The organism is Agrobacterium sp. 22-209-1, assembly GCF_053522485.1.
This window is the reverse complement of sequence record NZ_JBNWCH010000003.1, coordinates 32,755-55,804: the sequence shown is the minus strand read 5'-3', so window position 1 is coordinate 55,804 and position 23,050 is coordinate 32,755. Positions and strand designations below refer to the sequence as shown.

Annotated in this window: 20 protein-coding genes; 11 read left to right on the top strand and 9 right to left on the bottom strand. The window is 60.1% G+C overall.

What is annotated here, in order from left to right:
- Position 1: 1 nt before the first annotated feature.
- The gene (gene msrP, locus ACQZ48_RS08085) at positions 2-943 is read right to left on the bottom strand and encodes a protein-methionine-sulfoxide reductase catalytic subunit MsrP (RefSeq protein ID WP_142911490.1); all 942 of its coding nucleotides are present in this window, start codon (positions 941-943) and stop codon (positions 2-4) included.
- Positions 944-1,256: 313 nt separating this feature from the next.
- On the opposite strand from msrP, the gene ilvD reads away from it, so the two are divergent.
- Positions 1,257-3,092: a dihydroxy-acid dehydratase gene (gene ilvD, locus ACQZ48_RS08080; RefSeq protein ID WP_077983831.1), complete on the top strand. Its 1,836-nt coding sequence runs from the start codon at positions 1,257-1,259 to the stop codon at positions 3,090-3,092.
- Positions 3,093-3,156: 64 nt separating this feature from the next.
- Here the strand turns inward: ilvD and ACQZ48_RS08075 are convergent, their stop codons facing one another.
- On the bottom strand, positions 3,157-3,636 hold the full coding sequence (locus ACQZ48_RS08075; RefSeq protein WP_077983830.1) for a GNAT family N-acetyltransferase: 480 nt from the start codon (positions 3,634-3,636) through the stop codon (positions 3,157-3,159).
- Between the two features lie 230 nt (positions 3,637-3,866).
- Here ACQZ48_RS08075 and ACQZ48_RS08070 point away from each other — a divergent pair, with 230 nt between their 5' ends.
- On the top strand, positions 3,867-4,868 hold the full coding sequence (locus ACQZ48_RS08070; RefSeq protein WP_191217960.1) for a serine hydrolase domain-containing protein: 1,002 nt from the start codon (positions 3,867-3,869) through the stop codon (positions 4,866-4,868).
- Positions 4,869-4,883: 15 nt separating this feature from the next.
- Here ACQZ48_RS08070 and ACQZ48_RS08065 read toward each other — a convergent pair whose 3' ends face one another.
- Positions 4,884-5,234 carry a lysozyme inhibitor LprI family protein gene (locus ACQZ48_RS08065; protein ID WP_077983828.1) on the bottom strand — a complete coding sequence of 117 codons (351 nt, stop codon included), beginning with the start codon at positions 5,232-5,234 and terminating at the stop codon, positions 4,884-4,886.
- 175 nt (positions 5,235-5,409) lie between these two features.
- Here ACQZ48_RS08065 and ACQZ48_RS08060 point away from each other — a divergent pair, with 175 nt between their 5' ends.
- Together ACQZ48_RS08060 and ACQZ48_RS08055 are read left to right on the top strand one after the other, a co-directional pair.
- Positions 5,410-6,816 (top strand): DegQ family serine endoprotease, encoded by a 1,407-nt coding sequence (locus ACQZ48_RS08060; RefSeq protein WP_077983827.1) that lies wholly within the window; start codon positions 5,410-5,412, stop codon positions 6,814-6,816.
- The gene (locus ACQZ48_RS08055) at positions 6,813-8,129 is read left to right on the top strand and encodes a replication-associated recombination protein A (RefSeq protein ID WP_077983826.1); all 1,317 of its coding nucleotides are present in this window, start codon (positions 6,813-6,815) and stop codon (positions 8,127-8,129) included. The genes ACQZ48_RS08060 and ACQZ48_RS08055 overlap by 4 nt, the downstream gene beginning before the upstream one ends.
- Positions 8,130-8,241: 112 nt before the next feature.
- On the opposite strand, the gene ACQZ48_RS08050 is transcribed toward ACQZ48_RS08055, so the two are convergent.
- On the bottom strand, positions 8,242-8,556 hold the full coding sequence (locus ACQZ48_RS08050; protein WP_080790415.1) for a DUF1883 domain-containing protein: 315 nt from the start codon (positions 8,554-8,556) through the stop codon (positions 8,242-8,244).
- A gap of 242 nt (positions 8,557-8,798) precedes the next feature.
- On the opposite strand from ACQZ48_RS08050, the gene ACQZ48_RS08045 reads away from it, so the two are divergent.
- The 5 genes from ACQZ48_RS08045 (at position 8,799) to ACQZ48_RS08025 (ending at position 15,182) form a co-directional block, all read left to right on the top strand.
- Positions 8,799-10,613 (top strand): methyl-accepting chemotaxis protein, encoded by a 1,815-nt coding sequence (locus tag ACQZ48_RS08045; protein ID WP_191217961.1) that lies wholly within the window; start codon positions 8,799-8,801, stop codon positions 10,611-10,613.
- Between the two features lie 176 nt (positions 10,614-10,789).
- The gene (locus ACQZ48_RS08040) at positions 10,790-12,073 is read left to right on the top strand and encodes an extensin-like domain-containing protein (protein ID WP_191217962.1); all 1,284 of its coding nucleotides are present in this window, start codon (positions 10,790-10,792) and stop codon (positions 12,071-12,073) included.
- Positions 12,074-12,569: 496 nt separating this feature from the next.
- Positions 12,570-13,391 (top strand): sulfite exporter TauE/SafE family protein, encoded by an 822-nt coding sequence (locus ACQZ48_RS08035; protein ID WP_137410627.1) that lies wholly within the window; start codon positions 12,570-12,572, stop codon positions 13,389-13,391.
- 106 nt (positions 13,392-13,497) lie between these two features.
- On the top strand, positions 13,498-14,424 hold the full coding sequence (locus ACQZ48_RS08030) for an ABC transporter ATP-binding protein (protein ID WP_077983844.1): 927 nt from the start codon (positions 13,498-13,500) through the stop codon (positions 14,422-14,424).
- Positions 14,421-15,182, top strand: a complete 762-nt coding sequence (locus ACQZ48_RS08025; RefSeq protein ID WP_077983822.1) for an ABC transporter permease — start codon at positions 14,421-14,423, stop codon at positions 15,180-15,182. Before ACQZ48_RS08030 ends, ACQZ48_RS08025 begins: the two co-directional genes overlap by 4 nt.
- 155 nt (positions 15,183-15,337) lie before the next feature.
- Here the strand turns inward: ACQZ48_RS08025 and ACQZ48_RS08020 are convergent, their stop codons facing one another.
- The 5 genes from ACQZ48_RS08020 to ACQZ48_RS08000 form a co-directional block, all read right to left on the bottom strand.
- Positions 15,338-16,123 carry an SDR family oxidoreductase gene (locus tag ACQZ48_RS08020; RefSeq protein ID WP_191217963.1) on the bottom strand — a complete coding sequence of 262 codons (786 nt, stop codon included), beginning with the start codon at positions 16,121-16,123 and terminating at the stop codon, positions 15,338-15,340.
- 24 nt (positions 16,124-16,147) lie between these two features.
- Positions 16,148-17,107 carry a sugar-binding transcriptional regulator gene (locus ACQZ48_RS08015; protein WP_162520294.1) on the bottom strand — a complete coding sequence of 320 codons (960 nt, stop codon included), beginning with the start codon at positions 17,105-17,107 and terminating at the stop codon, positions 16,148-16,150.
- Positions 17,108-17,127: 20 nt separating this feature from the next.
- Complete coding sequence (locus tag ACQZ48_RS08010) at positions 17,128-18,597, bottom strand: FGGY family carbohydrate kinase (RefSeq protein ID WP_448728727.1); 1,470 nt, start codon at positions 18,595-18,597, stop codon at positions 17,128-17,130.
- Between the two features lie 114 nt (positions 18,598-18,711).
- Complete coding sequence (locus ACQZ48_RS08005; RefSeq protein WP_448728726.1) at positions 18,712-19,668, bottom strand: transketolase family protein; 957 nt, start codon at positions 19,666-19,668, stop codon at positions 18,712-18,714.
- The gene (locus tag ACQZ48_RS08000; RefSeq protein ID WP_448728725.1) at positions 19,668-20,477 is read right to left on the bottom strand and encodes a transketolase; all 810 of its coding nucleotides are present in this window, start codon (positions 20,475-20,477) and stop codon (positions 19,668-19,670) included. The genes ACQZ48_RS08005 and ACQZ48_RS08000 overlap by 1 nt, the downstream gene beginning before the upstream one ends.
- Before the next feature lie 439 nt (positions 20,478-20,916).
- On the opposite strand from ACQZ48_RS08000, the gene ACQZ48_RS07995 reads away from it, so the two are divergent.
- On the top strand, positions 20,917-21,897 hold the full coding sequence (locus tag ACQZ48_RS07995) for an ABC transporter permease (RefSeq protein WP_077983816.1): 981 nt from the start codon (positions 20,917-20,919) through the stop codon (positions 21,895-21,897).
- A 133-nt stretch (positions 21,898-22,030) separates the two neighbouring features.
- Positions 22,031-22,960: a sugar ABC transporter substrate-binding protein gene (locus ACQZ48_RS07990; RefSeq protein ID WP_173989411.1), complete on the top strand. Its 930-nt coding sequence runs from the start codon at positions 22,031-22,033 to the stop codon at positions 22,958-22,960.
- The last annotated feature ends 90 nt before the right edge of the window (positions 22,961-23,050 follow it).

Here is a 23,050-nt window from a genome sequence, read left to right as displayed (position 1 = left end):
GTCAGTAATTCGCTTTCAGGTCCATGCCGGCATAGAGGCTTGCGACCTCGTCGTAACCGTTAAACATCAGGGTCGGGCGGTTCTGCGTGCCGAAAAAGCCGCCTTCGCCGATGCGTTGTTCCGTCGCCTGGCTCCAGCGGGGATGGTCCACATGCGGATTGACGTTGGAGTAGAAGCCATATTCGCGGGCATTGGAGTTTTTCCACGTCGTTTCCGGCTGTTTCTCGACAAGCGAAATACGGACGATGGATTTGATGCCCTTGAAACCATATTTCCACGGGACCACGAGGCGGATCGGCGCGCCGTTCTGGTTCGGCAGGGTTTCGCCATAAAGCCCAACGGCGAGGATGGTGAGCGGATGGCGCGCTTCATCGAGACGCAGGCCCTCGACATAGGGCCATGAAAGAGGCTGGAACAAGCCGCTCTGGCCGGGCATTTCCTCCGGCCGCACAACCGTCTCGAAGGACACGTATTTCGCGCTGCCAAGCGGCTCCACCTTGTCGAGAAGGGCGGCGAGCGGGAAGCCGATCCACGGAATGACCATCGACCAGCCCTCGACACAGCGCATGCGATAGGTGCGCTCTTCGAGAGGATATTTCATCAGGTCTTCAATGCCGAATTCCTGCGGTTTGGAAACGAGGCCATCCACCTTCACAGTCCAGGGGGTCGGCTTGAACTTGCCGGAATTTTCCTTCGGGTCGGATTTTCCGACGCCGAATTCGTAGAAATTATTATAGCTGGTGACGGCGTCGAGCGGGGTGAGCTTCTCATCGAGCTTGTAGGCGCCGGGTTTTGCGGAAAGCGGCGCGGCAACAGCCTCACGCCCGGCCAGCCCGATTGCCGCCAGCCCCGCCGCCGTGCCGAGGAAGCCACGTCTGGACAGGTAGATATTCTTCGGCGTGATTTCATTTGCCGAGATGATGGGCGGACGATAGGCGGGCATTGGAACCTCCACAAAAGCCGGGTGCATCGGCGATAAATCGACTATGATAGCCAATACGGCCGCTGCACAGTTATGTTTCAGCGATCTGCGGAAAAACAACGGTGGAGCGGCGGAAATCGCGCATTTGTGATGAAAGGCGCGGCCAGATAGCACGCTGAAGAGAAAGCGTACCGTACCGAACCGTACTGTTTTGCCTCAAGGTGACAGTGACAGGGCTCACGGTTTGCGCTAGAAAAACCGCAAATTAGGGCCGAGGCCGTTTTGACCGCGCTGCGGAAGACGCGTCTTTGCCCAAGAGATCGAGGAAAACACCATGCCAGCCTATCGCTCCAGAACGACAACCCACGGCCGCAACATGGCGGGCGCGCGCGGCCTTTGGCGCGCCACCGGCATGAAGGACAGCGATTTCGGCAAGCCGATCATCGCGGTGGTCAATTCCTTCACGCAGTTCGTGCCCGGCCATGTGCATCTGAAAGATCTCGGCCAGCTGGTTGCCCGCGAAATCGAGGCGGCCGGCGGTGTTGCCAAGGAATTCAACACCATCGCGGTCGATGACGGTATCGCCATGGGCCATGACGGCATGCTCTACTCGCTGCCGTCGCGCGAGATCATCGCTGACTCGGTTGAATATATGGTCAATGCCCATTGCGCCGATGCCATGGTTTGCATTTCCAACTGCGACAAGATCACCCCCGGCATGCTGAATGCGGCCATGCGCCTCAACATCCCCGCCGTCTTCGTGTCCGGCGGCCCGATGGAAGCGGGCAAGGTCGTTCTGCACGGCAAGACGGTCGCGCTTGATCTGGTCGACGCCATGGTGGCTGCCGCCGACGACAAGATTTCTGACGAAGACGTCAAGGTCATCGAACGTTCCGCCTGCCCGACCTGCGGTTCCTGTTCCGGCATGTTCACCGCCAATTCCATGAACTGTCTGACCGAGGCTCTCGGCCTGTCACTGCCCGGCAACGGCTCGACACTTGCCACTCACTCGGATCGCAAGCGCCTGTTCGTCGAGGCCGGCCACCTGATCGTCGATCTGGCGCGCCGTTACTACGAGCAGGAGGACGAAACCGTCCTGCCGCGCACCATTGCCAACAAGGCGGCGTTCGAAAACGCCATGTCGCTTGATATCGCCATGGGCGGCTCCACCAACACGGTTCTGCATATTCTGGCGGCCGCCCATGAAGGCGGCGTCGATTTCGGCATGGAAGACATCGACCGTCTTTCCCGCAAGGTTCCCTGCCTTTCCAAGGTCGCGCCCGCCAAGCAGGACGTGCACATGGAAGACGTACACCGCGCCGGCGGCATCATGCGTATTCTCGGTGAGCTGGAGCGCGGCGGTCTCATCAACCGCGATACCTATACGGTGCACGAAGCGACGCTGGGCGACGCCATCGACCGCTGGGACATTACCCGCACCAACAGCGAGACGGTGCGGGAATTCTTCAAGGCTGCCCCCGGCGGCGTACCGACGCAGGTTGCCTTCAGCCAGTCCTCGCGCTGGGACGATCTGGATACCGACAGCGATAATGGCGTCATCCGCTCGGTCGAAAAGCCTTTCTCCAAGGATGGCGGTCTCGCCGTGCTTTATGGCAACATCGCGCTCGACGGCTGCATCGTAAAGACGGCGGGTGTGGACGAATCCATTCTGAAATTCACCGGTCCGGCGGTCGTTTACGAGAGCCAGGACGCGGCCGTGAAGGGCATTCTCGGCAACGAGGTCAAGGCGGGCGACGTCGTTGTCATCCGTTACGAAGGGCCGAAGGGCGGGCCGGGCATGCAGGAAATGCTCTATCCGACCAGCTACCTGAAATCCAAAGGCCTCGGCAAAGCCTGCGCGCTCATCACCGACGGTCGTTTCTCCGGCGGCACTTCGGGCCTCTCCATCGGCCATGCCTCGCCGGAAGCGGCACAGGGCGGCGCCATCGGCCTCGTGCGTCAGGGTGACCTGATCGAGATCGACATTCCGAACCGCACGATCAACCTCAGCGTGCCGGATGCCGAACTGGCATCGCGCCGTGCCGAGCAGGAAGAAAAGGGCTGGAAGCCGGAAGCACCACGCAAGCGCAATGTCACGACGGCACTGAAGGCCTATGCGGCCTTTGCGTCGAGCGCGGACAAAGGTGCTGTGCGGATTCTGCCGGAGTGATTTCCGGATTTGCGGGATAATAAAGAGCCGCCGCTGATAAACGGCGGCCTTTTTATGCCTGTCATTATTTATCGAGCCGATAACGTCGAATTGGCACGATTTTCCCACGTTGTGTGCAAAAGGCATTTCCGCGGCCGGTTGCGGCAAAGCCCAGCTTTTCCAGCAGGCGATGCGACGCCCTGTTGTCAAACAGGGGATTGGCTAGCAGGGTTTCGATACTCATGTGCTGAAAAGCATAATCGATGACGAGGCGTCCGGCTTCTTCTCCGTAGCCTTTTCCCCAAACACGACGATCAAGCCAAAGGCCGAATTCGCCTGAAAGGCCGATGAGACCGAGCAGCCTGCCATCATCCACCGCCCATACCGGTAGCCGACGCTCAGCAATGCGCCTGATGAGGCGCCGGGCATCATCAGGTTCGAAAGGGTAGGCCGTGCGCAGCAGATTGCGCAAAATGAGTGGGTCGTTCGTCAACCGGGCAAGCGGTGGCGAGTCCGTCATTTTGAAAAATCGCAGGATAAGGCGTGACGATTTCAGTTGCTGCATCTTTCTCCAGTCTTTTGTATTTATGGCAGGGCGATAGTCCTCAAGATCAGAAACTGATTCAAGCGCTTCGCATCTCGATTCCGGAATGCGTGGCAACACATTGTTTTCATGGGGATTCTGCGATATTTACGAGTGACAGTCTGCAAATCCGGCGCTTGAAGTAAGGTCACATTGGAGTGATTGGCGGCGTTTCCTCTTTTCATCGCCGTATTGCTTCCTAGCTCAGCATCATGAAAAGACGAACCGCACTCACCCTTATCGCGTCGCTGCCTTTTGCTCGGCTTGCCCAGGCGCAGGACGCCGGAAACAATATCCGTTTCGATCCTTTGCTGAGGCAGGCGGAGGCGCTTTCCAGCCTCAAGGCGGTGATCGTCAGCATCGATGGCGCAGAGGTGGCAAGCCGCGCCTATCACGGTGCCAGCCTCAACGGCTCCACCAATATCAAGTCGGCGTCGAAATCGGTCATCTCGGCGCTGGTCGGCATGGCGATCGACCGCAAGATTCTGTCGGGCGCCGATCAGCCGGTCGCGACCGTACTGCGCGGAGATTTTCCGCCTAACCCCGATCCGCGGCTGGAGCGGATCACCATTGGTCATCTCCTGTCGATGCAATCCGGTCTGGAGCGCATGTCCGGTCCGAATTACGGCCGCTGGGTCGCCAGCCGCAACTGGGTGAGGATGGCGCTGGGTTCAGGTTTTGCCGGGGAGCCCGGCGGCGGCATGCTCTATTCCACGGCATCAACACATCTGCTCTCGGCGATATTGACCAAGGCTTCCGGCCGCTCGACGCTTTCTCTCGCCCGAGACTGGTTCCGGCCACTTGAGGGGTTCGCGATCGGCGGGTGGGAGCGCGATCCGCAGGGCATCTATCTCGGTGGCAACCAGATGGCGATGACGGCGCGTTCCCTGCTGGCCTTTGGCGAGCTTTATCGTCTTGGCGGCGTAACGCCTGATGGCGAGCGGCTCATCTCACAGGAATGGATCAGCCAGTCCTGGCAGCAGCGCACCAATTCCGTCTTCAATGGCGATGGTTATGGGTATTGCTGGTTCATCAAGGAGATGGCGGGGGAGATTGTCTATTACGCCTGGGGTTATGGCGGGCAGATGCTCTATATCGTGCCCGCCAGACGACTTTCCGTGGTCATGACCTCGCGGGAAGATGCTCCTTCCGCCAGAACCGGCTATCGCGACCAGCTGCATGGCCTCCTGGAAAACATCATTCGTGCGGTCTGAGGGCAGGCTTAACGGTCAGAGCGGTCGATTGATGCTCTGGAAGGCTTCCCCGAGGCGCTTCATACGTTCCTCGTAAGAACGCGTCAGGCAAGCCACATCGGCTGCGCATTCCTGGCGTTGCTTCAGCCATTGGCTCTGTTCGTCGCGCAAAGTGTCACGCGCGCCCATCGCCATCAACTGGGTCAGAATGTCGAAGGTGGTGGCCATCTTCACATCCTGGTCGTTCAGCGCGCGGTTGTCACAGATCGCTTTTTCATCCGCCGCCAGATCGGGCTTGGCGCAATCGAAGCTTGCCGCGCTGGCCGGTGAAACGAGGGAGGATGTGAAAAGGATGCCGCAGGCAAGGAGGATCGGTTTCAGATGCATGGGTCGTCTCTTTTAAAGGGCAGTCAGGTGCCGGTGAAACCGAAAAGGGGCGCTGTTGGTTCCAATGTCGCCCGCCGATATCATGCCTGGAAAAGGACGGCCATCATCTTGCCGCTCTTTGCTTTACAGGCTTTGACGTTATAACTCCATCATACTGATGACGATGAGGAATCACATGCGAAGCGTGTTGAAGTATCTGTCCACCGGCTTTCTCGCCGCGCTCATTCTCCTGCCCGTGGGTGCTGCGGCGCAGGATAACAGGACCGTGCCGTCGAGCCACACGGAAATGCAGCTTTCTTTCGCGCCGCTGGTCAAGCGCACCGCAGGCGCGGTGGTGAATGTTTATGCCGAACGCGTCGTGCAACGGCGTCTGTCGCCGTTTGCTGGTGATCCTTTCTTCGAACAGTTCTTCGGCCAGCAGATGCCGAACCGTACGGAGAAGCAGTCATCGCTCGGCTCCGGCGTCATCGTGACCGCCGGCGGCCTCGTGGTGACCAACAATCACGTCATCGACGGCGCCGATGACATCAAGGTGGCGCTGGCGGATGGGCGTGAATTTTCGTCAAAGGTGCTGCTAAAGGATGATCGCGTCGATCTCGCCGTTCTGCAGATCGATGCGAAGGAACAGTTCCCGGTACTGTCGCTCGGAAATTCTGACAAGATCGAGGTCGGTGATCTGGTGCTCGCCATCGGCAATCCCTTCGGTGTCGGCCAGACGGTGACGAGCGGCATCGTTTCCGGCCTTGCGCGTAACCAGGTGACGCAGGGCGATTTCGGTTTCTTCATCCAGACCGACGCCTCCATCAACCCCGGCAACTCCGGCGGTGCGTTGATGAACATGGCGGGTGAGCTGATTGGCATCAACACGGCCATCTTCTCCAAGGGCGGCGGCTCGAACGGCATCGGTTTCGCCATTCCCGCCAATCTTGTCCGGGTTTTCGTCGCTGCCGCCGAGCGTGGCGATGCAAGCTTCCAGCGGCCCTATATCGGCGCAACTTTCGATCCGGTGACATCGGATGTCGCCGAGGCGCTTGGTCTGCATCGCGCCCGTGGCGCGCTGGTCGTCAGCGTCATCAAGGGTGGGCCGGCGGAGAAGGCGGGCATCGAGCCGGGGCAGGTGGTTACCGCCGTCAACGGCTTCGAGGTGGAGCATCCGGATGCGCTGGGTTATCGCCTGACGACCGCCGGCATCGGCAAATCCGCCGAACTGACCGTCATGGACAAGGGGAAAGAGAAGAAGGTGACCATCGCGCTCGATACCGCGCCGGAAACCGCACCGCGCGATGAACGGCTGATTGAGGGGCGCAATCCCTTCGCCGGCGCGACTGTCGCCAATCTTTCGCCAAAGCTTGCCGATGAATTGCGTATGCCGTCGCAGGTGACCGGCGTTGTCATTACCGATGTGAAGCGCGGTTCCCCGGCTTATCGTGTCGGTTTCCAGCCGAAAGACGTGATCCTGTCGCTGAACGGCGCGGATATCGGCACCACCGCCGCTGTCGAGAAGGCGCTGGACGACAATCCCGGCTTCTGGCGGGTGGAAATCCTGCGTGACGGGCAGCGCATCCGGCAGTTCCTGCGATGAGCGACGATCTCTTCGCCCCGCAAGTGCCCGTCGAGGTCGCCAACCGGCGGCCTCTTGCCGATCGTCTGCGTCCCAAGACGCTGGCGGAGGTGAGCGGGCAGCCGCATCTGACGGGCGAGGAGGGCGTGCTGCGCCGCATGATCGATAGCGGCTCACTGGGGTCGATGATCTTCTGGGGGCCGCCCGGCACCGGCAAGACCACGGTTGCCCGGTTGCTTTCCGGCGAAGCGGGGCTGGCTTTCGAGCAAATCTCGGCGATCTTTTCCGGTGTCGCCGATCTCAAGAAGGTTTTCGAGGCGGCGCGCACACGGCGGATGAATGGCCGGCAGACGCTGCTTTTCGTAGACGAGATTCATCGCTTCAACCGCGCCCAGCAGGACAGTTTTCTGCCTGTCATGGAGGACGGTACCATTATTCTGGTGGGCGCCACCACCGAAAACCCGTCTTTCGAACTGAATGCCGCTCTGTTGTCGCGGGCGCGTGTGTTGACATTCCGCTCGCATGACGAGGATAGCCTGAGCGAGCTTCTCAAGCGCGCCGAGGAGGCGGAGGGCAAGTCCCTGCCGTTGACGGAAGAGGCACGGGCCAGCCTGATCCGCATGGCCGACGGCGATGGCCGCGCCGTGCTGACGCTTGCCGAGGAGGTCTGGCGCGCGGCGCGCAAGGACGAGACCTTCGATACCGAAGGGCTGACGCGCATCGTGCAGCGCCGTGCGCCCGTTTACGACAAGAGCCAGGACGGCCATTACAATCTCATCTCCGCGCTGCATAAGTCGGTGCGCGGTTCGGACCCGGATGCGGCACTTTATTATCTCGCGCGCATGTTCGATGCCGGCGAGGACCCGCTTTATCTTGGGCGGCGGCTGGTCCGTATGGCCGTTGAGGATATCGGCCTTGCCGATCCCCAGGCTTTGACCGTCTGCAACGCCGCCAAGGACGCCTATGACTATCTCGGCTCACCCGAGGGTGAGTTGGCGCTGGCGCAGGCTTGCGTCTATCTCGCGACCGCGCCGAAATCGAACGCCGTTTATACCGCCTTCAAGTCGGCCATGCGGGCGGCCAAGGAAAACGGCTCGCTGGTGCCGCCGAAACATATTCTGAACGCGCCAACCAAGCTCATGAAGGGCGAGGGTTATGGCGATGGTTACCGTTACGACCATGATGAGCCGGATGCTTTTTCGGGGCAAGATTACTTCCCGGAGAAGATGGGGCGCACGACCTTTTACGATCCGCCGGATCGAGGCTTCGAAAGGGAAATCCGCAAGCGCCTCGACTGGTGGGCGAAGCTGCGTCGCGAGCGCGCGACGCGCTAGGGTTTGCGGCGTCCCGGCCGGAAAGTGCGCCGCGGGCGATCTTGAGAAAGAGATTCAAGTCGCTGGTAGATTGAGTCGGAAAATGGGCGTAACTGATTGTTTGTAAATGCGATCAGGACGCCTTGCGATGTGGCGCCGCCTGGGGCTGCGCGGGCAGCATCTTGACCGAGGATTCCGCCAGGCCGCTATGGCCTTCGGCATCGATCACCAGATGCCAGTGCAATGTCTCGGGAACGGCGATGCGGATCGGCGATTTTTTCGCGACGCCGCCGAGATATTTGAAATCGAGCAGTTCGGTGAAACGCTGAAAATTGGCGCCCGTCATCAGCCGGACATTGTTGACGGCGGACAGGGATATTTCAAGGATGGTGCCTGCCCGCAATTCCTTCAGGTCATAATGCGTATAGCGAAAATTCGGCCGGGCCATCGCGCGCCTCCCTGTAAAGTAATTTCGGTCAAAGAAGATAGGAGTCACACGGTTAACGGTGTCTTTAAATGCCGCCAGCTGGTTTGAAAATTCACGCGTGCTGTGCCTGTCCGGCATAAAAACGCCAAGGAATATGAGGATAGAAGAATAATACCGACGTATAATAGGTGTATTTAATAATAATAAAGTTTTTCCCTTTAACATCAGCTGGTCGAAGTGCATCAGCGACGTCGAGGGGGAACATGAAAAACGTAACGATATCTATGCGCCTTTATGCGCTGGTCGCATTGTTTCTGGCAATATTGGTCGCGGCGCTGACATTCAGCCTGTTTGAGGGTTACAGTGAAATGGAGCGCGAACGGAAATCCGGCCTCGCGGCCATGAACGAAACCGCTGTTGCCATTCTCGATCAATATTACCGGCTGGAGCAGGGCGGAAGCCTGTCGCGGGAGGCGGCACAACAGCAGGCCAAGACGACCATTGCGGCCATGCGCTATGGCAATGGCAGCGGCTATTTCTGGATCAACGACATGCATCCCAAAATGGTGATGCATCCGATCAAGCCCGAGATGAATGGCACGGACCTTACCGCCAACAAGGACCCGAACGGCAAGGCGCTGTTTGTCGAGTTCGTGAACACGGTCAAGGCGGGCGGCAAGGGCTTTGTCGATTATTACTGGCCGAAGCCCGGTGCGCCGGAGCCGGTCGAGAAATTTTCCCATGTCGCCGGTTTCGCTCCCTGGGGCTGGATTGTCGGCACCGGTGTTTATGTTGACGATCTTGAATCGGTGTTCTGGCGCGAGGTCTATTTTAACGGCGGTCTGTGCATCGCCGCGGGTCTTCTGGTTATTGGCGTGGCAGCAGCCGTCGTGCGGAGCGTAACGCGGCCGATCGACCTCATCCGCCAAAGCATGCGACGGATCGCCGATGGTGACGGCGCGGCAGATATCCAGTTCGCCGACCGTCGCAATGAAATCGGCGCGATTGCCAAGACGCTGCTGGTACTGCGCGACAGCGTCAATGAGCGCAGCGCGCTGCAGGCGCGGGAGGCGGATCAGCAGCGGGCGCTGGAGGAGGAGCGGCATGGTAACGAGATGGTTCTACGCTCCGCATCCGAACGGCAGGCGCATGCCATGGAGCAATTGGGCAATGCGCTCGAAGCGCTTGCCAATGGCGATCTGACCGTCTCACTCAGAGATATTGGCGAGGATTACGAAAAGCTGCGCATGGACTTCAATCGTGCCGTCGGTGCGTTGCACGGTGCGATCGAGGCGATCGCCAGAACCGGGCATGTGGTCAATGACAGCGCCTCCGACATCAGCGGTGCGACCGGCAATCTTTCCCGCCGGACCGAACAGCAGGCGGCGGCGCTGGAGGAGACAGCGGCTGCTCTGGACGAGATCACCGCCACGGTGCGTACCGCTTCCGAGCGTGCCAACGAGGCCCGGCAGATGGTGCAGGACACGAAAACCAGCGCCGGCCGCTCGGGCGAGATCGTGCGCAATGCCGTCGACGCCATGGGCCGTATCGAGGAATCTTCGAAACGCATCGGCCAGATCATCTCGGTCATCGATGAAATAGCCTTTCAGACCAATCTTCTGGCGCTGAACGCCGGTGTGGAGGCGGCGCGTGCCGGTGAGGCCGGGCGTGGTTTTGCCGTGGTGGCGCAGGAGGTTCGCGAACTGGCGCAACGCTCCGCCAATGCGGCGAAGGAAATCAAGACCCTTATCAACCGTTCGGCCGAAGAAGTCGGCGGCGGTGTCGCACTCGTGCGCTCGACGGGCGATGCGCTGGAGGAGATCGTGGCGCTGGTCAATCGTGTCGACGGCCATGTGAACTCCATCGCCACGGCCGCGCGCGAGCAGGCAACGGGCCTGCAGGAGATCAACACCTCCGTCAACCACATGGACCAGATGACACAGCAGAATGCCGCCATGGTGGAAGAAACGACGGCGGCCAGCCAGACGCTCGCCGAGGAAAGCCGCCAGCTGCGCTCGCTGCTTTCGCGTTTCGAACTTGGACATGGTGCGGGGCGGGAGGTTTCGCGGGCCGCGTAATGTCAGGCATCTAGATCTGATTGAAAGGCGCGGTCCTGGCCGCGCCTTTTTGTTTTGAGCCTTCAGAACCAGCCATTCGTTATTTCCGGCAACCAATAAGGTTTCGTTTACCTCATTTCTTTAAAATTTATCCTGTATTGCCGCGAATTGCGGCCGCTGAAGGTACAGGTTCTCGTATGGCGTATGTTTCCCTTCCGCGTCGTCTTGTGACGTTGCTGATGATTTCCACGGTCATGGTGTCGTGTTCGGCGGAGGGCCTCGTGCCGCCGGCGGAGGTGGATGGCACCACGCGCGTCAGCGCCATCCGTTCCTCGCGGCAGCAAGGTTACAGCGCGCCGGCTGGTGCGGTGTATCAGGCCGAGCGGGCCGGGCAGGCTACCGATTATCCTGCCGCCGTCTCACAGCCGATGCCGGAGCCTTACGCTTCGCAGGACCCCCTGTTGCAATCGCCGCAGGGCGGGAAGGGTTATTCGACACTCGATTCCCAGCATCAGGCGCGCATGGCGGCCAGCGGCCATACAACTGCGCCGGCGCAGACCATGCAGGGCCAGGCGATGCCGGCGCAGCAGATGGCCAGCAACCAGATCGCCGAAGGTGAAGGCGGCGTGAATATGGATTCCATGCTGGGCGTGGAGCCGGTTCGCGGACTTGCCGAAGAACAGGATGCGGATATCGCCGAAGGCGCTTCAGCGCAGCCGGTGGTGGATGGTATCGGTACGGATAATCCCGTCGCCGTCTCTCCGGCCCGCCAGACGCAACGGGCCAGCCAATCGCGGCTCGTCCCACCGCCGCCGCTCGGCTCCTCTTCCCGTCGCCAGCCGGTGGAAGAAGTGGCCATGCTGATGCCTGATAATCCGATGGCGGGCGGCGGGCTGCAAAGCAACCGGTCCATGCCGCCCGGCGTCATGCCGCCTTCCGAAGTTGCCTGCCGCTCCGAACTTCGCCGTCTCGGCGTCGCTTTCCGTGATGTCGCGCGTATTGCTGACGGTCCGACCTGCGGTATCGACTATCCGATCGAACTCAGTGGCCTCGCCAGTGGTGTCGCCGTCCGGCCGGCAGTAAAGCTCAATTGCCAGGTCACGCTTGCCTTCGCCAAATGGGTGAAGTTCGAGCTCGTGCCATCCTCCCGCTTCCGTTATCTTTCGGGCGTCGGCCGTATCACGCCGATGGGCGGTTATTCCTGCCGCAAGATGAATTCGCGCTCCAGCAACCCGTGGTCAGAACATGCACGCGGTAATGCCATCGATATCGGCACCATCACGCTGAAGAACGGCAAGGAAATCGATGTTCGCAAGAAAAGCTTCTTCGCCTTCCGCGAAAAAGCGCTGCTGAAGGCGGTGAGGTCTGACAGCTGCAAATATTTCTCGACCGTTCTCGGGCCGGGCAGCGATCCCAACCACTGGAACCATTTTCATTTCGACTTGCGCACGCGCAAGTCAGGTTACAGGCATTGCGATTAGGCCGCGCTGGTGGACGTTAACGGCTGAGTTTGAAAGCGTCTCCGCCGTCATGCTCGGGCCTGTACCGAGTAACTGCAACGTCGTTATTGGCGATATGTTGGCAGATCCTTGGCAAAAGGCCGAGGATGACGTCGAATACGGAGTGCGGCTTGTTATCGGGCTGCCGCCGATGACATAGGCGGCGGATTTTTGGATAAGGCCGTAATGACGACGGTTGAGGATGCTTCTCTACCCGCTAACTCGATAATCGCCCGTCACACCCCAAAAAAAGACCGGCCCGAAGGCCGGTTGAAAAAGACAGCCTTATCGGGGGGATATCGGCGTCTTTGCAAGGGCATGCAATGGGAAAACGATCCCATAGAGTGGTCCATCCGGCGCGGATAGCGGCAAAAGACATCGCACCGTACTGACCTGCGGCCAACATGGCTTGCCGCACCTTTCAGATACGCTATGAGGGTCACATGTTTGTGACAACGGCCTTCGGGAGCCTGCCTTTATGCCCCCTGTTTCAGAGCTGATGGTCTTTGCTGCGGCGCTTGCGGCAGCGGGTGTGGTCGCCGGTCTTCTGGCGGGGCTATTCGGCATTGGTGGCGGCGCGGTGCTGGTGCCCGTCTTCTACCAGGTCTTTGGGCTGCTGGATGTGCCGGAGGCGGTGCGCATGCATCTGTCGCTTGGCACGTCGCTTGCCATCATCGTGCCCACTTCCATTCGTTCGTTCCTGGCGCATCGTCAAAAGGGCGCGGTCGATGTCGATCTGCTGAAGGGCTGGATTGTCGCCGTGCCGCTCGGCGCCATCCTCGCATCCGTGGTTGCTGCCCATGCCTCGAGCGTCGCGCTGCGGCTGATCTTCGCCTTCATCGCGCTGGTGCTCGCCTTCCGGATGATCTTCAACCGGGCGAGCTGGCATCTCGGCTCCGACCTGCCGAAAAATCCGGGCCGTTTTCTTGTTGGCACCGGCATCGGGCTCTTTTCCGGCCTGATGGGCGTGGGCGGCGGGGTGATGAACAATACCTTCATGACGCTTTACGGACGCACGATCCATCAGGCGGTCGCCACCTCTTCCGGTGTCGGCGTGCTGATTTCGCTGCCGGGGCTTCTGGGTTACATCTGGGCTGGCTGGGGTGATGCGGGCCTGCCGCCGTTTTCCACCGGTTTCATCAACTGGATCGCCGTGGTGTTGCTGATCCCCATCACGCTTGTCGTTGCGCCCTATGGCGCTAGGCTCGCCCATGCGCTCAGCAAAAAGCAGCTGGAGCGGGCCTTCGGGGTATTTCTGGTCTTCGTCGCAGCGCAGTTTTTCTATAGCATCTACAGCTGATTTTCCGTCTCTGCCGAACGCAGTGTTCGGTCCGCTGGGGTGGCATTTGCAACCTCTGCGGTCTATATGGCGATCATCTTACTCGGTTTTTTCGAAAGAATTCGCCATGAATGCCATTGTTTCGATACGGAATCTGACAAAATCCTACGCAAACGGCTTTCAGGCGCTCAAAGGTGTCAGCCTCGATATCAAACAGGGGGAAATCCTCGCTCTTCTCGGTCCGAACGGTGCTGGCAAGACGACATTGATCTCGATTGTCTGCGGTCTCGTCAATCCGGGTGAAGGTTCGGTGCTTGTCGGCGGGCACGATGTGGTGAAGGATTTTCGCCAGACCCGCGCCCTGATCGGCCTCGTGCCGCAGGAGCTGACAACAGACCAGTTCGAGACGGTGTGGAACACCGTCAGCTTCTCGCGCGGCCTGCACGGGCAGAAGAAGAACCCGGAGCTGATCGAGCGTATCCTGAAATCCTTGTCGCTCTGGAACAAGAAGGACAATATGCTGCGGGAGCTTTCCGGCGGTATGAAACGGCGCGTGCTGATCGCCAAGGCGCTGGCGCATGAGCCGAAGGTTCTGTTCCTTGACGAGCCGACGGCCGGTGTGGATGTGGCGCTGCGCCGCGACATGTGGAATGTGGTTTCCGAGCTGCGCGCCAAAGGCGTCACCATCATCCTCACCACACATTACATCGAAGAGGCGGAAGAAATCGCCGACCGGGTGGGCGTCATCAATGGCGGCGAATTGCTGCTGGTGGAAGAAAAGACGGCGCTGATGAAAAAACTCGGCCGCAAGCAGCTTTTCCTGGAGCTTGCCCAGCCCGTGGAGCAATTGCCTGACAGTCTTGCGCCCTTCGGTCTGACGCTTTCCGATGACCGCTCCACCATCACCTATGAAATCGAGGATAATGGCGAGCAGGTCCGCATCGCGGATGTTCTGAATGCCCTTTTCGCCGCCAACATCCATTTCAGGGATATTTCCACGCGGCAGAGTTCGCTTGAGGATATTTTCGTTTCGCTGGTGGGAGGCCAGAAATGAACTTCGAAGCCATCAAGGCCATCTATCTGTTCGAAATGGCGCGCACGCGTCGCACCCTGCTGCAAAGCGTGGTCTCGCCCGTCATTTCCACCTCCCTTTATTTCATCGTCTTCGGAACCGCGATCGGTTCGCGGATTCAGGAAGTTGGCGGAGTTTCCTATGGCGCCTTCATAACGCCCGGTCTCATCATGCTGACGTTGCTGACGCAATGTATCGGCAACGGGTCCTTCGGCATTTATTTCCCGAAATTCACCGGCACGGTCTATGAGATATTGTCCGCGCCCGTATCGATGACGGAAATTGTCGCCGGCTATGTCGGGGCGGCGGCGACCAAGGGCCTGATGATCGGGACGATCATTCTGATAACGGCGACCTTCTTCGTGGATATCACGATTGCTCATCCGTTCATGATGGTGCTGTTTTTCGTGCTGACGGCTGTCAGTTTCAGCCTGTTCGGCTTCATCATCGGCATCTGGGCGACGAATTTCGAGCAGCTGAACCTTATTCCCATGCTGGTGGTGCCGCCTTTGACTTTCCTTGGCGGCAGCTTCTATTCCATCGACATGCTGCCGCCCTTCTGGCAGACGGTCAGCCATTTCAATCCGGTGCTTTATCTCATCAGCGGTTTCCGCTGGAGTTTTTATGAGATCGCCGACGTCAATCCCGCCATCAGCCTTGCGATGATCACGCTGTTTCTGGCGCTGTGCCTCGGTGTTGTTAGCTGGATCTTCAAGACGGGGTATAGGCTGCGCAACTGACGGCTCAATCGTTAGAGATAGCGGAAAGCTTCCCCTCACACGCTACGTCATCCTCGGGCTTGTCCCGAGGATCTGCAACCGATTGATTTTATTGGACGTGATTAGATCCTCGGACAAGCCCGAGGATGACGGAGGAGAGGCTTTAGCAAGCCCCTTTACGACATAATCAACCCACCATCGACATTGATCGTCTGGCCGGTGATATAAGCCGCATCGTCGGAAGCCAGAAACGCCACCAGTGCGGCCACTTCGGCGGGCGTTCCGGCGCGGCGCATGGGGATGTTGCGCACCCATTCGGCCATCAGCTCGCCGGGCTTGTACTCACCCAGCATCCGGCCCCAGACGCGGTCGTTATAGTCCCACATTTCGGTGTGGATGATGCCGGGGCAGATGGCGTTGACGGTAATGCCCTCAGGCGCGAGCTCCTTGGCAAGACTTTGCGTCAGGCCCACAACGCCGAATTTTGAGGCGGCATAGTGCGGTGTATAGATGAATCCCTGACGCGCCTGGCCCGAGGCGGTGTTGACGAGGCGGCCTTTGGTGCCGCTTGCGCGGAAGCGGCGGATCGCTTCCTGGCAGCAGAGGAACGCGCCCTTGGTGTTGACGTCAAGATTGAAGTCCCACTGTTCCTGCGTCAGCTCTTCGATTTTCGAAATGGTGATGACGCCGGCATTCTGGACGGAAATGGAAAGCGGGCCGATCGCCTCTTCGGCGGCGCCATAGGCCTCGCGCACCGCTGCCGCGTCGCGCACATCGAGGATGACGCCATGGGTAACGGTGCCGGTTTCGTCCGCCAGTTTTCTGGCGGCGTCATGCGTGTCCTTGTCGACTGAGGCGATGGCGACTTTTGCGCCTTCATCGGCAAAACGGCGGGCTATGCCGTAACCGATGCCCTTGTTGCCTCCGGTCACGAATACGGATTGACCTTCAAAGCGCCTCATGTCTCCTCCTTTATGGGAACTTGGCTATGTTTCCTGACCGACCAGTCGTTCGGCAGTGAATTTGTCGGTGACGAGCACATCGATCACACCGGTTCTGAGCGCCCCGGCAATGGCCTCTGTCTTCTTCGAGCCGCCGGCGAGCGCAATGACACGGTCGACATTCGAGAGGTTTTCCAGCGGCAGGCCGATGACCCGGTCATCGAGCGGCGTCTTTACCGGTTTGCCTTGCCTGTCGAAGAATCGTAGAGATATGTCGCCCACGGCGCCTGCCTGGGCGAGATCGGCCAGTTCCTTGGCGGAAAAGATGTTGCCGGAGCGGGCGAGAAGTTCCGATGGCTCCACCGCGCCGACGCCGACGATGGCGAGAGTGATGGACCCGAAGAGATCGATGGTTTCGCGCACGAAGGGGTCTGCGAGCATCAGAAGCTTGGCTTCCCGCGAAGTGGCGACGCCGGGTACTGGCAGCAGCTTTGGTTCGGCCTCCGTCAGCCGCGCCAGCCGGGTGGTGATCTGGGTCGCATGAGTCTGGACCGAGGGATCGCCCATGCCGCCCAGCGTCTGGACGATATAACGCGCCTTGGCGCCTTTAAGCGGGTGGATGTTTTCCACCATCTTGAAGATCGTCTGGCTCCAGCTGGAAACGCCGATGATCTCGTTCTGCGACAGCGTCACCTCGAGAAAGTGCGCCGCCGCTTCACCGATGCGGGCCATGATGGCGCCGTCACGGTCCTCGCTGCAATCGACAACGATGGCCTCCGGCAGGTCGAAACGTTCGCGCAGTTGCGCCTCCAGATCGCTATAGGTGCCGGGCGGGGGAATGATGCTGGTGCGGACGATGCCTTCCGCCTCCGCACGCTTCAGCATGCGCGAGACGGTGGCTTGGGAAAGGTTGAGATGCTGGGCGATTTCCGCCTGACGTTTATGCTCGCTGAAATACATCTGCGCCACGCGGGAAATCATTCGAAGTTCGTTTAGCCTGCCCATAAGCCCTCCAGGGTGAATTTTTATTCACCATTACCCGAGGTTACAGGCAAGGTCGAGCGGGCAATCGCATCGCGCCAGATGCCAAGCCGCTGCCGGCTTTCGCCGTTTGCCGGCGCGATCGTGTTGCCTTGGCTGGCAAGGGCGGCGATGGCCGTAAGATCGCTCCAGAAACCGAGGGCGAGGCCGGCGAGATAGGCCGCACCCAGCGCGGAGGCTTCCGGCGCATCGCGCTGGATGACCGGGTGTTCCAGCATATTGGCGACGCACTGCATCAGGAAACGGTTCTGGCTCGGCCCGCCATCCACGAACAGCCGTCCAAAGCCCGAAGGCGATTGCGCGCGCATGGCGGCGAATACGTCGTGGACCTGAAAGGCGATGGAATCGGTGACGGCGCGGGCCATCTGGGCGCGGGTGGTGCTGAAATTGATCTGAGAGAAAAGCGCACGTGCATTCGTATCCCAATAGGGCGCACCGAGACCCACGAAGGCCGGCACGAAACCGGGGCCGTTTGGCTCGGCAGTGGCGGCAAGCTCGACAAGGGCCGCGACATCGGGCAGGCCGAGGATATCCGTCATCCAGGGCAGGGAGGCGGCCGAGACGAGAATATTGCCTTCGAAGGCGAAGGTTGGTTTGCCGCCCAGCCGCCATGCGACGGTCGTCGTGATGCCGCGTTCGGGCGCGATGAAATGCGGAAGCGTCGTCATGACGGAAGAACCGGTGCCGAAGGTCACCTTGCCGTCGCCGGGGTTAAATGCGCCATGGCCGAAGAGGGCGGCGTGGCTGTCACCGATGGCGGCGAGGATCCGCGTACCGTCCTTGATGCCGAGAACGCCTGATGTGACGCCAAAATCGCCGCTGCTGTCGCGCAGGTCTGGCAGTGTGTTGATGTCGATGCCAAAGAGCTCGCAAAGCTCCTCGCTCCAGACCTGGCGGTTGAGATCGAGCACCTGGCTGCGGGCGGCGTTGGAGGCATCGCAGGCATGGACCTTGCCCCCTGTGAAACGATGGATGAGCCAGCTATCGATGGTGCCGAGGCGGAGCTGGCGGCCTTGCGGCGCGCGCTTCAGCAGCCAGCGCATTTTTGCGCCCGGAAACATCGGGTCAATCGGCAGGCCGGTCAGCGCCATCACACGCTTGGAATGGCCCTTTTCGATCAGTTCGGCGCAGTCCTGCGCCGTGCGGCGGCATTGCCAGCTGAGCACTGGTCCGAGCGGCTCGCCGGTTTCGCCGTCCCAGATGGTCACGGATTCGCGCTGGTTGGAAATGGCGATGGCTGCGACATCGACGGCGGAGGGCGCGGCGGCAAGGCAGGCGGAGATTGCCTCGCAGACCGAGGCCCAGATGCGCTGCGGCTCCTGTTCCACCCAGCCGGGCTGCGGATAGGTGATGCCGACGGGCGATGAGCCGCGCGCCAGCAATTCGCCGGTTTCTGAAACAAGAATGGCCTTGGAATTGGTGGTGCCCTGATCGATGGACAAAATAGCGCGCATGATGGGTCTTTCGTCGGCAGTTTTTCGTTTCTGCCTTGCGGCGATTCAACGACGATATTGCAGAAAGGGTGTCGCCGCGCATCCGAAGACACGCGACGACTCTGGGAGGAGACCTTATTTTCTCTTGATCAGCGCTTCAGCGGCATCGGCAACGGCGGACGGTGCCATGCCGAATTCATCGAGCAGCCATTCGGCTGAACCGGTATGGGCGAAGACGCCGGGAACGCCGAGACGCTTCATCGGCACAGGTGCATGATCGACCACGACTTCGGCGACGGCTGAACCGAGGCCGCCGAAGATCGAATGTTCCTCGGCCGTCAGGATCGCGCCGGTTTCCTTTGCTGCTGCTACGATGGCCGCCTCATCAATGGGACGCACCGTTGCCATGTTCAGTACGCGCACCTTGACACCGCGGCTGGCCAGAATGTCGGCGGCCTTGACGATACGGTGCGTCAGCGTGCCGTTGGCAATCAGCGTCAGGTCGGAACCCTCGCGCAACAGGTTGGCGCGGCCGAGTTCGAAGACGTGACCTTCCGGCAGCAGGTCCGGCACGCCGACACGCGACAGGCGCAGGAAGCAGGGGCCGGCATAGTCCGCCGCCCATTTGACGGCGGCTGCCGTTTCGATACGGTCACAGGGGGCGATTACCGGCAGGTTCGGCAGAACGCGGGTCCAGGCGAAGTCCTCGATGGAATGATGCGTCGGGCCGAGTTCGCCATAGGCCATGCCGGAGGAGATGCCGACCAGCTTCACATTGGCGTTCGAATAGGCAAGGTCCGCCTTGATTTGCTCCAGCGCGCGGCCGGTGAGGAAGCAGGATGCGCCGCAGACGAAGGGCAGCTGGCCGCCATTGGCGAGGCCGGCGCCAACGCCGACCATATTCTGTTCAGCAATGCCGACATTGACGAGGCGTTCGGGGAATTTCGACTTGAAGCCGCCGAGCTTCGAAGAGCCGACCGAATCGTTGCAAACGGCGACGACCTTGTCATTGTTGGTAGCCAGCGCTTCCAGTGTCTCGGCGAAAGCGTCGCGGCAGTCATACAGCTTGGCGGCGGTTACGGGCGCGTTCATCACAATGTCTCCGAAAGTTCTTTGACGGCGATTTCATATTGTTCCCTGCTCGGAACCTTATGGTGCCAGTCGACACTGTCCTGCATGAAGGAAATGCCGTGACCCTTGTTGGTGTGGGCGACGATGCAATGCGGGCGGTCGCCGCGATGCTCCAGCGCCGGCACGACGTCCGCCATGGCGTTGCCGTTGATTTCGCTCACTTCCCAGCCGAAAGCCTCGAGCTTCGGGCGGAGCGGCGCGACATCATTGGTTTCCGAGAGCGCCGCACCCTGCTGGAAGCGGTTGTGGTCGACGATCAGCGTCAGATTGTTCAGGCCGAACTGCGCTGCGGACATGATGGCTTCCCAGTTGGAGCCTTCCTGCATCTCGCCGTCGCCGGTCATGACATAGGTGTGATAGTCCGCACCGGAAAGCTTGGCCGCCTTGGCCATGCCGACGGCAACAGGCAATCCATGGCCGAGCGGGCCGGTATTGGTTTCCACACCCGGCACCTTGTTGCAGTTCGGATGGCCGTTGAGGCGCGAATTCGGCTGCAGGAAGGTCGAGATTTCCTCTTCCGGAATGAAGCCGCGCTTGGCCAGTGTCACATAAAGCGCACAGGCCGTATGGCCCTTGGAAAGCACGAAACGGTCGCGGGTAGGGTTCTTCGGATCATCCGGCCAGATGCGCAGGACGCGGAAATAAAGGGCTGTCATGATGTCGATAGCCGACATTTCGCCGCCGACATGGCCCGCACCCGCTTCAAAAACAGCCTGTACGTCGCGAAGGCGAATCTGGCGCGCAATGCGCTCTAGCTCCTGGGGCTGCATGGAATCCTCTTCAAAACATGCGTGTGAATATTTATACAGATGTTTATATAATTGCAGAGATGGCGTTTCTGTCAAGCCGGAATTGTGGATTGTCTTGTTTCGGTCGAGCCGCTCTGTTCCGGTGTCGCAGAATTTTTCTTACGGAAGGATATTCGCGGCGTCCTCATCCCCGTATTTGTAACAGGGATTCCGCCAGCCAAAGTCCTGGGGTCGAAAGGATTCCTTCCGCCGCGTAGACGCGCGTCGGCTGGTTTCCTGTGACTGGCACAGGAATGAGGACAGGAACGTAAGTCGACCGCCTTGCCATCCTCCGCAGGGTCCCTTCTGCCATTAACGCCCTATTGACAAGCTTCGCGGAACTGGCTTATGCATGTTTCACCGGTCATGAATAATTATTCTAATCGGTTTAAAAAGTGCAAGGCAGTCACCGGGAGGAGCCATGTCCGCGATTGAACGCAACGAGGGGGTCACGCATACCAGGAGCCCGCTTGCCTGGCTGAGCGGCGCGACCGGACCTCTTTTGGGCCTGCTGCTGCTCTGCGTGTTTCTGACCTTCGCCAGCGAGAATTTCCTCTCGCTCAGAAATGGTCTCAACATTCTCGACCAGATCACCGTTCTCGGCATCATGGCCGTTGGCATGACCTTCGTGATCCTGCTCGGCGGCATCGATCTGTCCGTCGGCTCGGTGCTGGCGCTGTCGATGATGATCATGGGCTGGACGGCCAATGTCGCGGGCATGCCGATGGGCATGGCCATCGTGCTGGCGCTGATCGCCTCTGCCGCCTGCGGCCTTGTTGTCGGTATTCTGGTTACGGCCTTTCGGGTGCCGGCGTTCATTGCCACGCTGGCCATGATGTCTGTGGCGCGCGGTCTCGCCAACATGATCACGGACGGACAGCAGATCGTCGGGTTTCCCGACTGGTTCATGATGCTGGCGATTGAGCGCCATTTCGGCGTGCTGACCGCGACCGTGCTACTGATGCTGATCGTGGTGCTGGTTTCCTGGGCTTTCCTGCGTTTCCGCTCCGAGGGCCGTACCGTCTATGCGGTGGGCGGTAATCCGGAAGTGGCACGTCTTGCCGGCATCAACGTGCCGCTAGTGACGATTTGCGTTTATGTCGCCTGCGCGGTTCTTGCCGGTCTTGCCGGCATCGTTCTTGCCGCACGTCTCGACTCGGTTCAGCCCTCCAGCGGCTTCGGTTACGAGCTGGATACGATTGCGGCCGTTGTCATCGGTGGAACCTCGCTTTCGGGCGGTGCGGGCGGCATCGGCGGAACGCTGATCGGCGTGCTGATCATCGGCGTGCTGCGCAACGGCCTCAACCTGCTCAACGTCTCTCCCTTTCTCCAGCAGGTCATCATCGGTGTGGTCATCGTGCTGGCCGTGGGTGCTGAAACATTGCGTCGCCGCAGAAGCTGAATTTGCCTGCGGACGGTGCTGAGCCGTCCGCGCAATAAACGACCCTCCCGGCATGGGAGGCGTGAAAAAACGGCCGGAGGGGAGGAGGTTTGATCTGCCCGAAGGTCAAAAATCAACAAATGGAGGAATAATCATGAAATTTTCACGCATTCTGCTGACATCCGCCGCCCTTCTCGCCCTGTCGCTCGGCTCTGCCAATGCCGCAGAAGTCAAGAAGATCGGCCTTGCCGTCGCCAATCTGCAGGCGAACTTCTTCAACCAGATCAAGCAGGCCGTCGAAGCCGAAGCCAAGACGCGCGGCATTGCCGTCGTTACCGTCGACGCCAAGGGCGACGGCCCGACGCAGGTCAACCAGATCCAGGATCTGCTGACTCAGAATATCGATGCGCTGATCTATATCCCGGCCGGTGCCGCCGCCGCGACCGTTCCGGTGAAGCTTGCCAAAGCCGCCGGCGTTCCGGTCATCAATATCGACCGCAATGCCGATGGCGCGCCGGGCGATACCTTCCTCGCCACCGATTCCGTCGCTTCCGCCAAGGCGGTTTGCGATTACATCATCAAGCAGGCTGGCGGTTCGGGCAAGATGGTCATCATTCACGGCCAGAAGGGCACGACACCGGAAGTCGACCGCACCAAGGGCTGCATGGAATCGGTAAATGCCAATTCCGGCGTGAAGATCGTTGCCGAACAGTGGTCCAACATGTGGAGCCAGGACGAAGGCTTCCAGATCATGCAGAACATGCTGCAGGCCAATCCTGATGTCTCGATCGTCTTTGCGCAGGCGGACGGTCTGGCGCTCGGCGCGGCACAGGCGATCAAGGTCGCCAACCCTTCGCAGAAGATCGTCGTCGGTGGCTTCGATGGTGACACGGCCGCGCTTGAGGCGCTGAAGAACGGCGTGTTCGACGTGACTGCGACACAGCAGACCCAGAAGATGGGCCGCATGGCTGTTGACATGGCGGTCAAGATCGTCGGCGGCGAGAAGGTTCCGGCGGTGCAGCTCTCCGATGCGACGCTGACCACCAAGGAAAATGTCGAAGGCTTCATCGCCAACCATCCCTGATCCCTATGCCCCGCGCGTCCGACTGGATGCGCGGGGCATTCATTGGTTTGTCTTTACGCAATTTCGGACACGGAGCCGTGGTGTATCGCC

Excerpts from the sequence above, each read along its gene's own strand:
- ACQZ48_RS08010 (WP_448728727.1), bottom strand. The coding sequence starts at position 18,597 with ATGCGCGCTATTTTGTCCATCGATCAGGGCACCACCAATTCCAAGGCC.
- ACQZ48_RS08030 (WP_077983844.1), top strand. The coding sequence starts at position 13,498 with ATGAATGCCATTGTTTCGATACGGAATCTGACAAAATCCTACGCAAAC.
- ACQZ48_RS08075 (WP_077983830.1), bottom strand. The coding sequence starts at position 3,636 with ATGCAGCAACTGAAATCGTCACGCCTTATCCTGCGATTTTTCAAAATG.
- ilvD (WP_077983831.1), top strand. The coding sequence starts at position 1,257 with ATGCCAGCCTATCGCTCCAGAACGACAACCCACGGCCGCAACATGGCG.
- ACQZ48_RS08065 (WP_077983828.1), bottom strand. The coding sequence starts at position 5,234 with ATGCATCTGAAACCGATCCTCCTTGCCTGCGGCATCCTTTTCACATCC.
- ACQZ48_RS08015 (WP_162520294.1), bottom strand. The coding sequence starts at position 17,107 with ATGGGCAGGCTAAACGAACTTCGAATGATTTCCCGCGTGGCGCAGATG.
- ACQZ48_RS08060 (WP_077983827.1), top strand. The coding sequence starts at position 5,410 with ATGCGAAGCGTGTTGAAGTATCTGTCCACCGGCTTTCTCGCCGCGCTC.
- ACQZ48_RS08040 (WP_191217962.1), top strand. The coding sequence starts at position 10,790 with ATGGCGTATGTTTCCCTTCCGCGTCGTCTTGTGACGTTGCTGATGATT.
- ACQZ48_RS08070 (WP_191217960.1), top strand. The coding sequence starts at position 3,867 with ATGAAAAGACGAACCGCACTCACCCTTATCGCGTCGCTGCCTTTTGCT.
- ACQZ48_RS08005 (WP_448728726.1), bottom strand. The coding sequence starts at position 19,668 with ATGAACGCGCCCGTAACCGCCGCCAAGCTGTATGACTGCCGCGACGCT.
- ACQZ48_RS08025 (WP_077983822.1), top strand. The coding sequence starts at position 14,421 with ATGAACTTCGAAGCCATCAAGGCCATCTATCTGTTCGAAATGGCGCGC.
- ACQZ48_RS08000 (WP_448728725.1), bottom strand. The coding sequence starts at position 20,477 with ATGCAGCCCCAGGAGCTAGAGCGCATTGCGCGCCAGATTCGCCTTCGC.
- ACQZ48_RS08045 (WP_191217961.1), top strand. The coding sequence starts at position 8,799 with ATGAAAAACGTAACGATATCTATGCGCCTTTATGCGCTGGTCGCATTG.
- msrP (WP_142911490.1), bottom strand. The coding sequence starts at position 943 with ATGCCCGCCTATCGTCCGCCCATCATCTCGGCAAATGAAATCACGCCG.
- ACQZ48_RS08020 (WP_191217963.1), bottom strand. The coding sequence starts at position 16,123 with ATGAGGCGCTTTGAAGGTCAATCCGTATTCGTGACCGGAGGCAACAAG.
- ACQZ48_RS07990 (WP_173989411.1), top strand. The coding sequence starts at position 22,031 with ATGAAATTTTCACGCATTCTGCTGACATCCGCCGCCCTTCTCGCCCTG.
- ACQZ48_RS08050 (WP_080790415.1), bottom strand. The coding sequence starts at position 8,556 with ATGGCCCGGCCGAATTTTCGCTATACGCATTATGACCTGAAGGAATTG.
- ACQZ48_RS08055 (WP_077983826.1), top strand. The coding sequence starts at position 6,813 with ATGAGCGACGATCTCTTCGCCCCGCAAGTGCCCGTCGAGGTCGCCAAC.
- ACQZ48_RS08035 (WP_137410627.1), top strand. The coding sequence starts at position 12,570 with ATGCCCCCTGTTTCAGAGCTGATGGTCTTTGCTGCGGCGCTTGCGGCA.
- ACQZ48_RS07995 (WP_077983816.1), top strand. The coding sequence starts at position 20,917 with ATGTCCGCGATTGAACGCAACGAGGGGGTCACGCATACCAGGAGCCCG.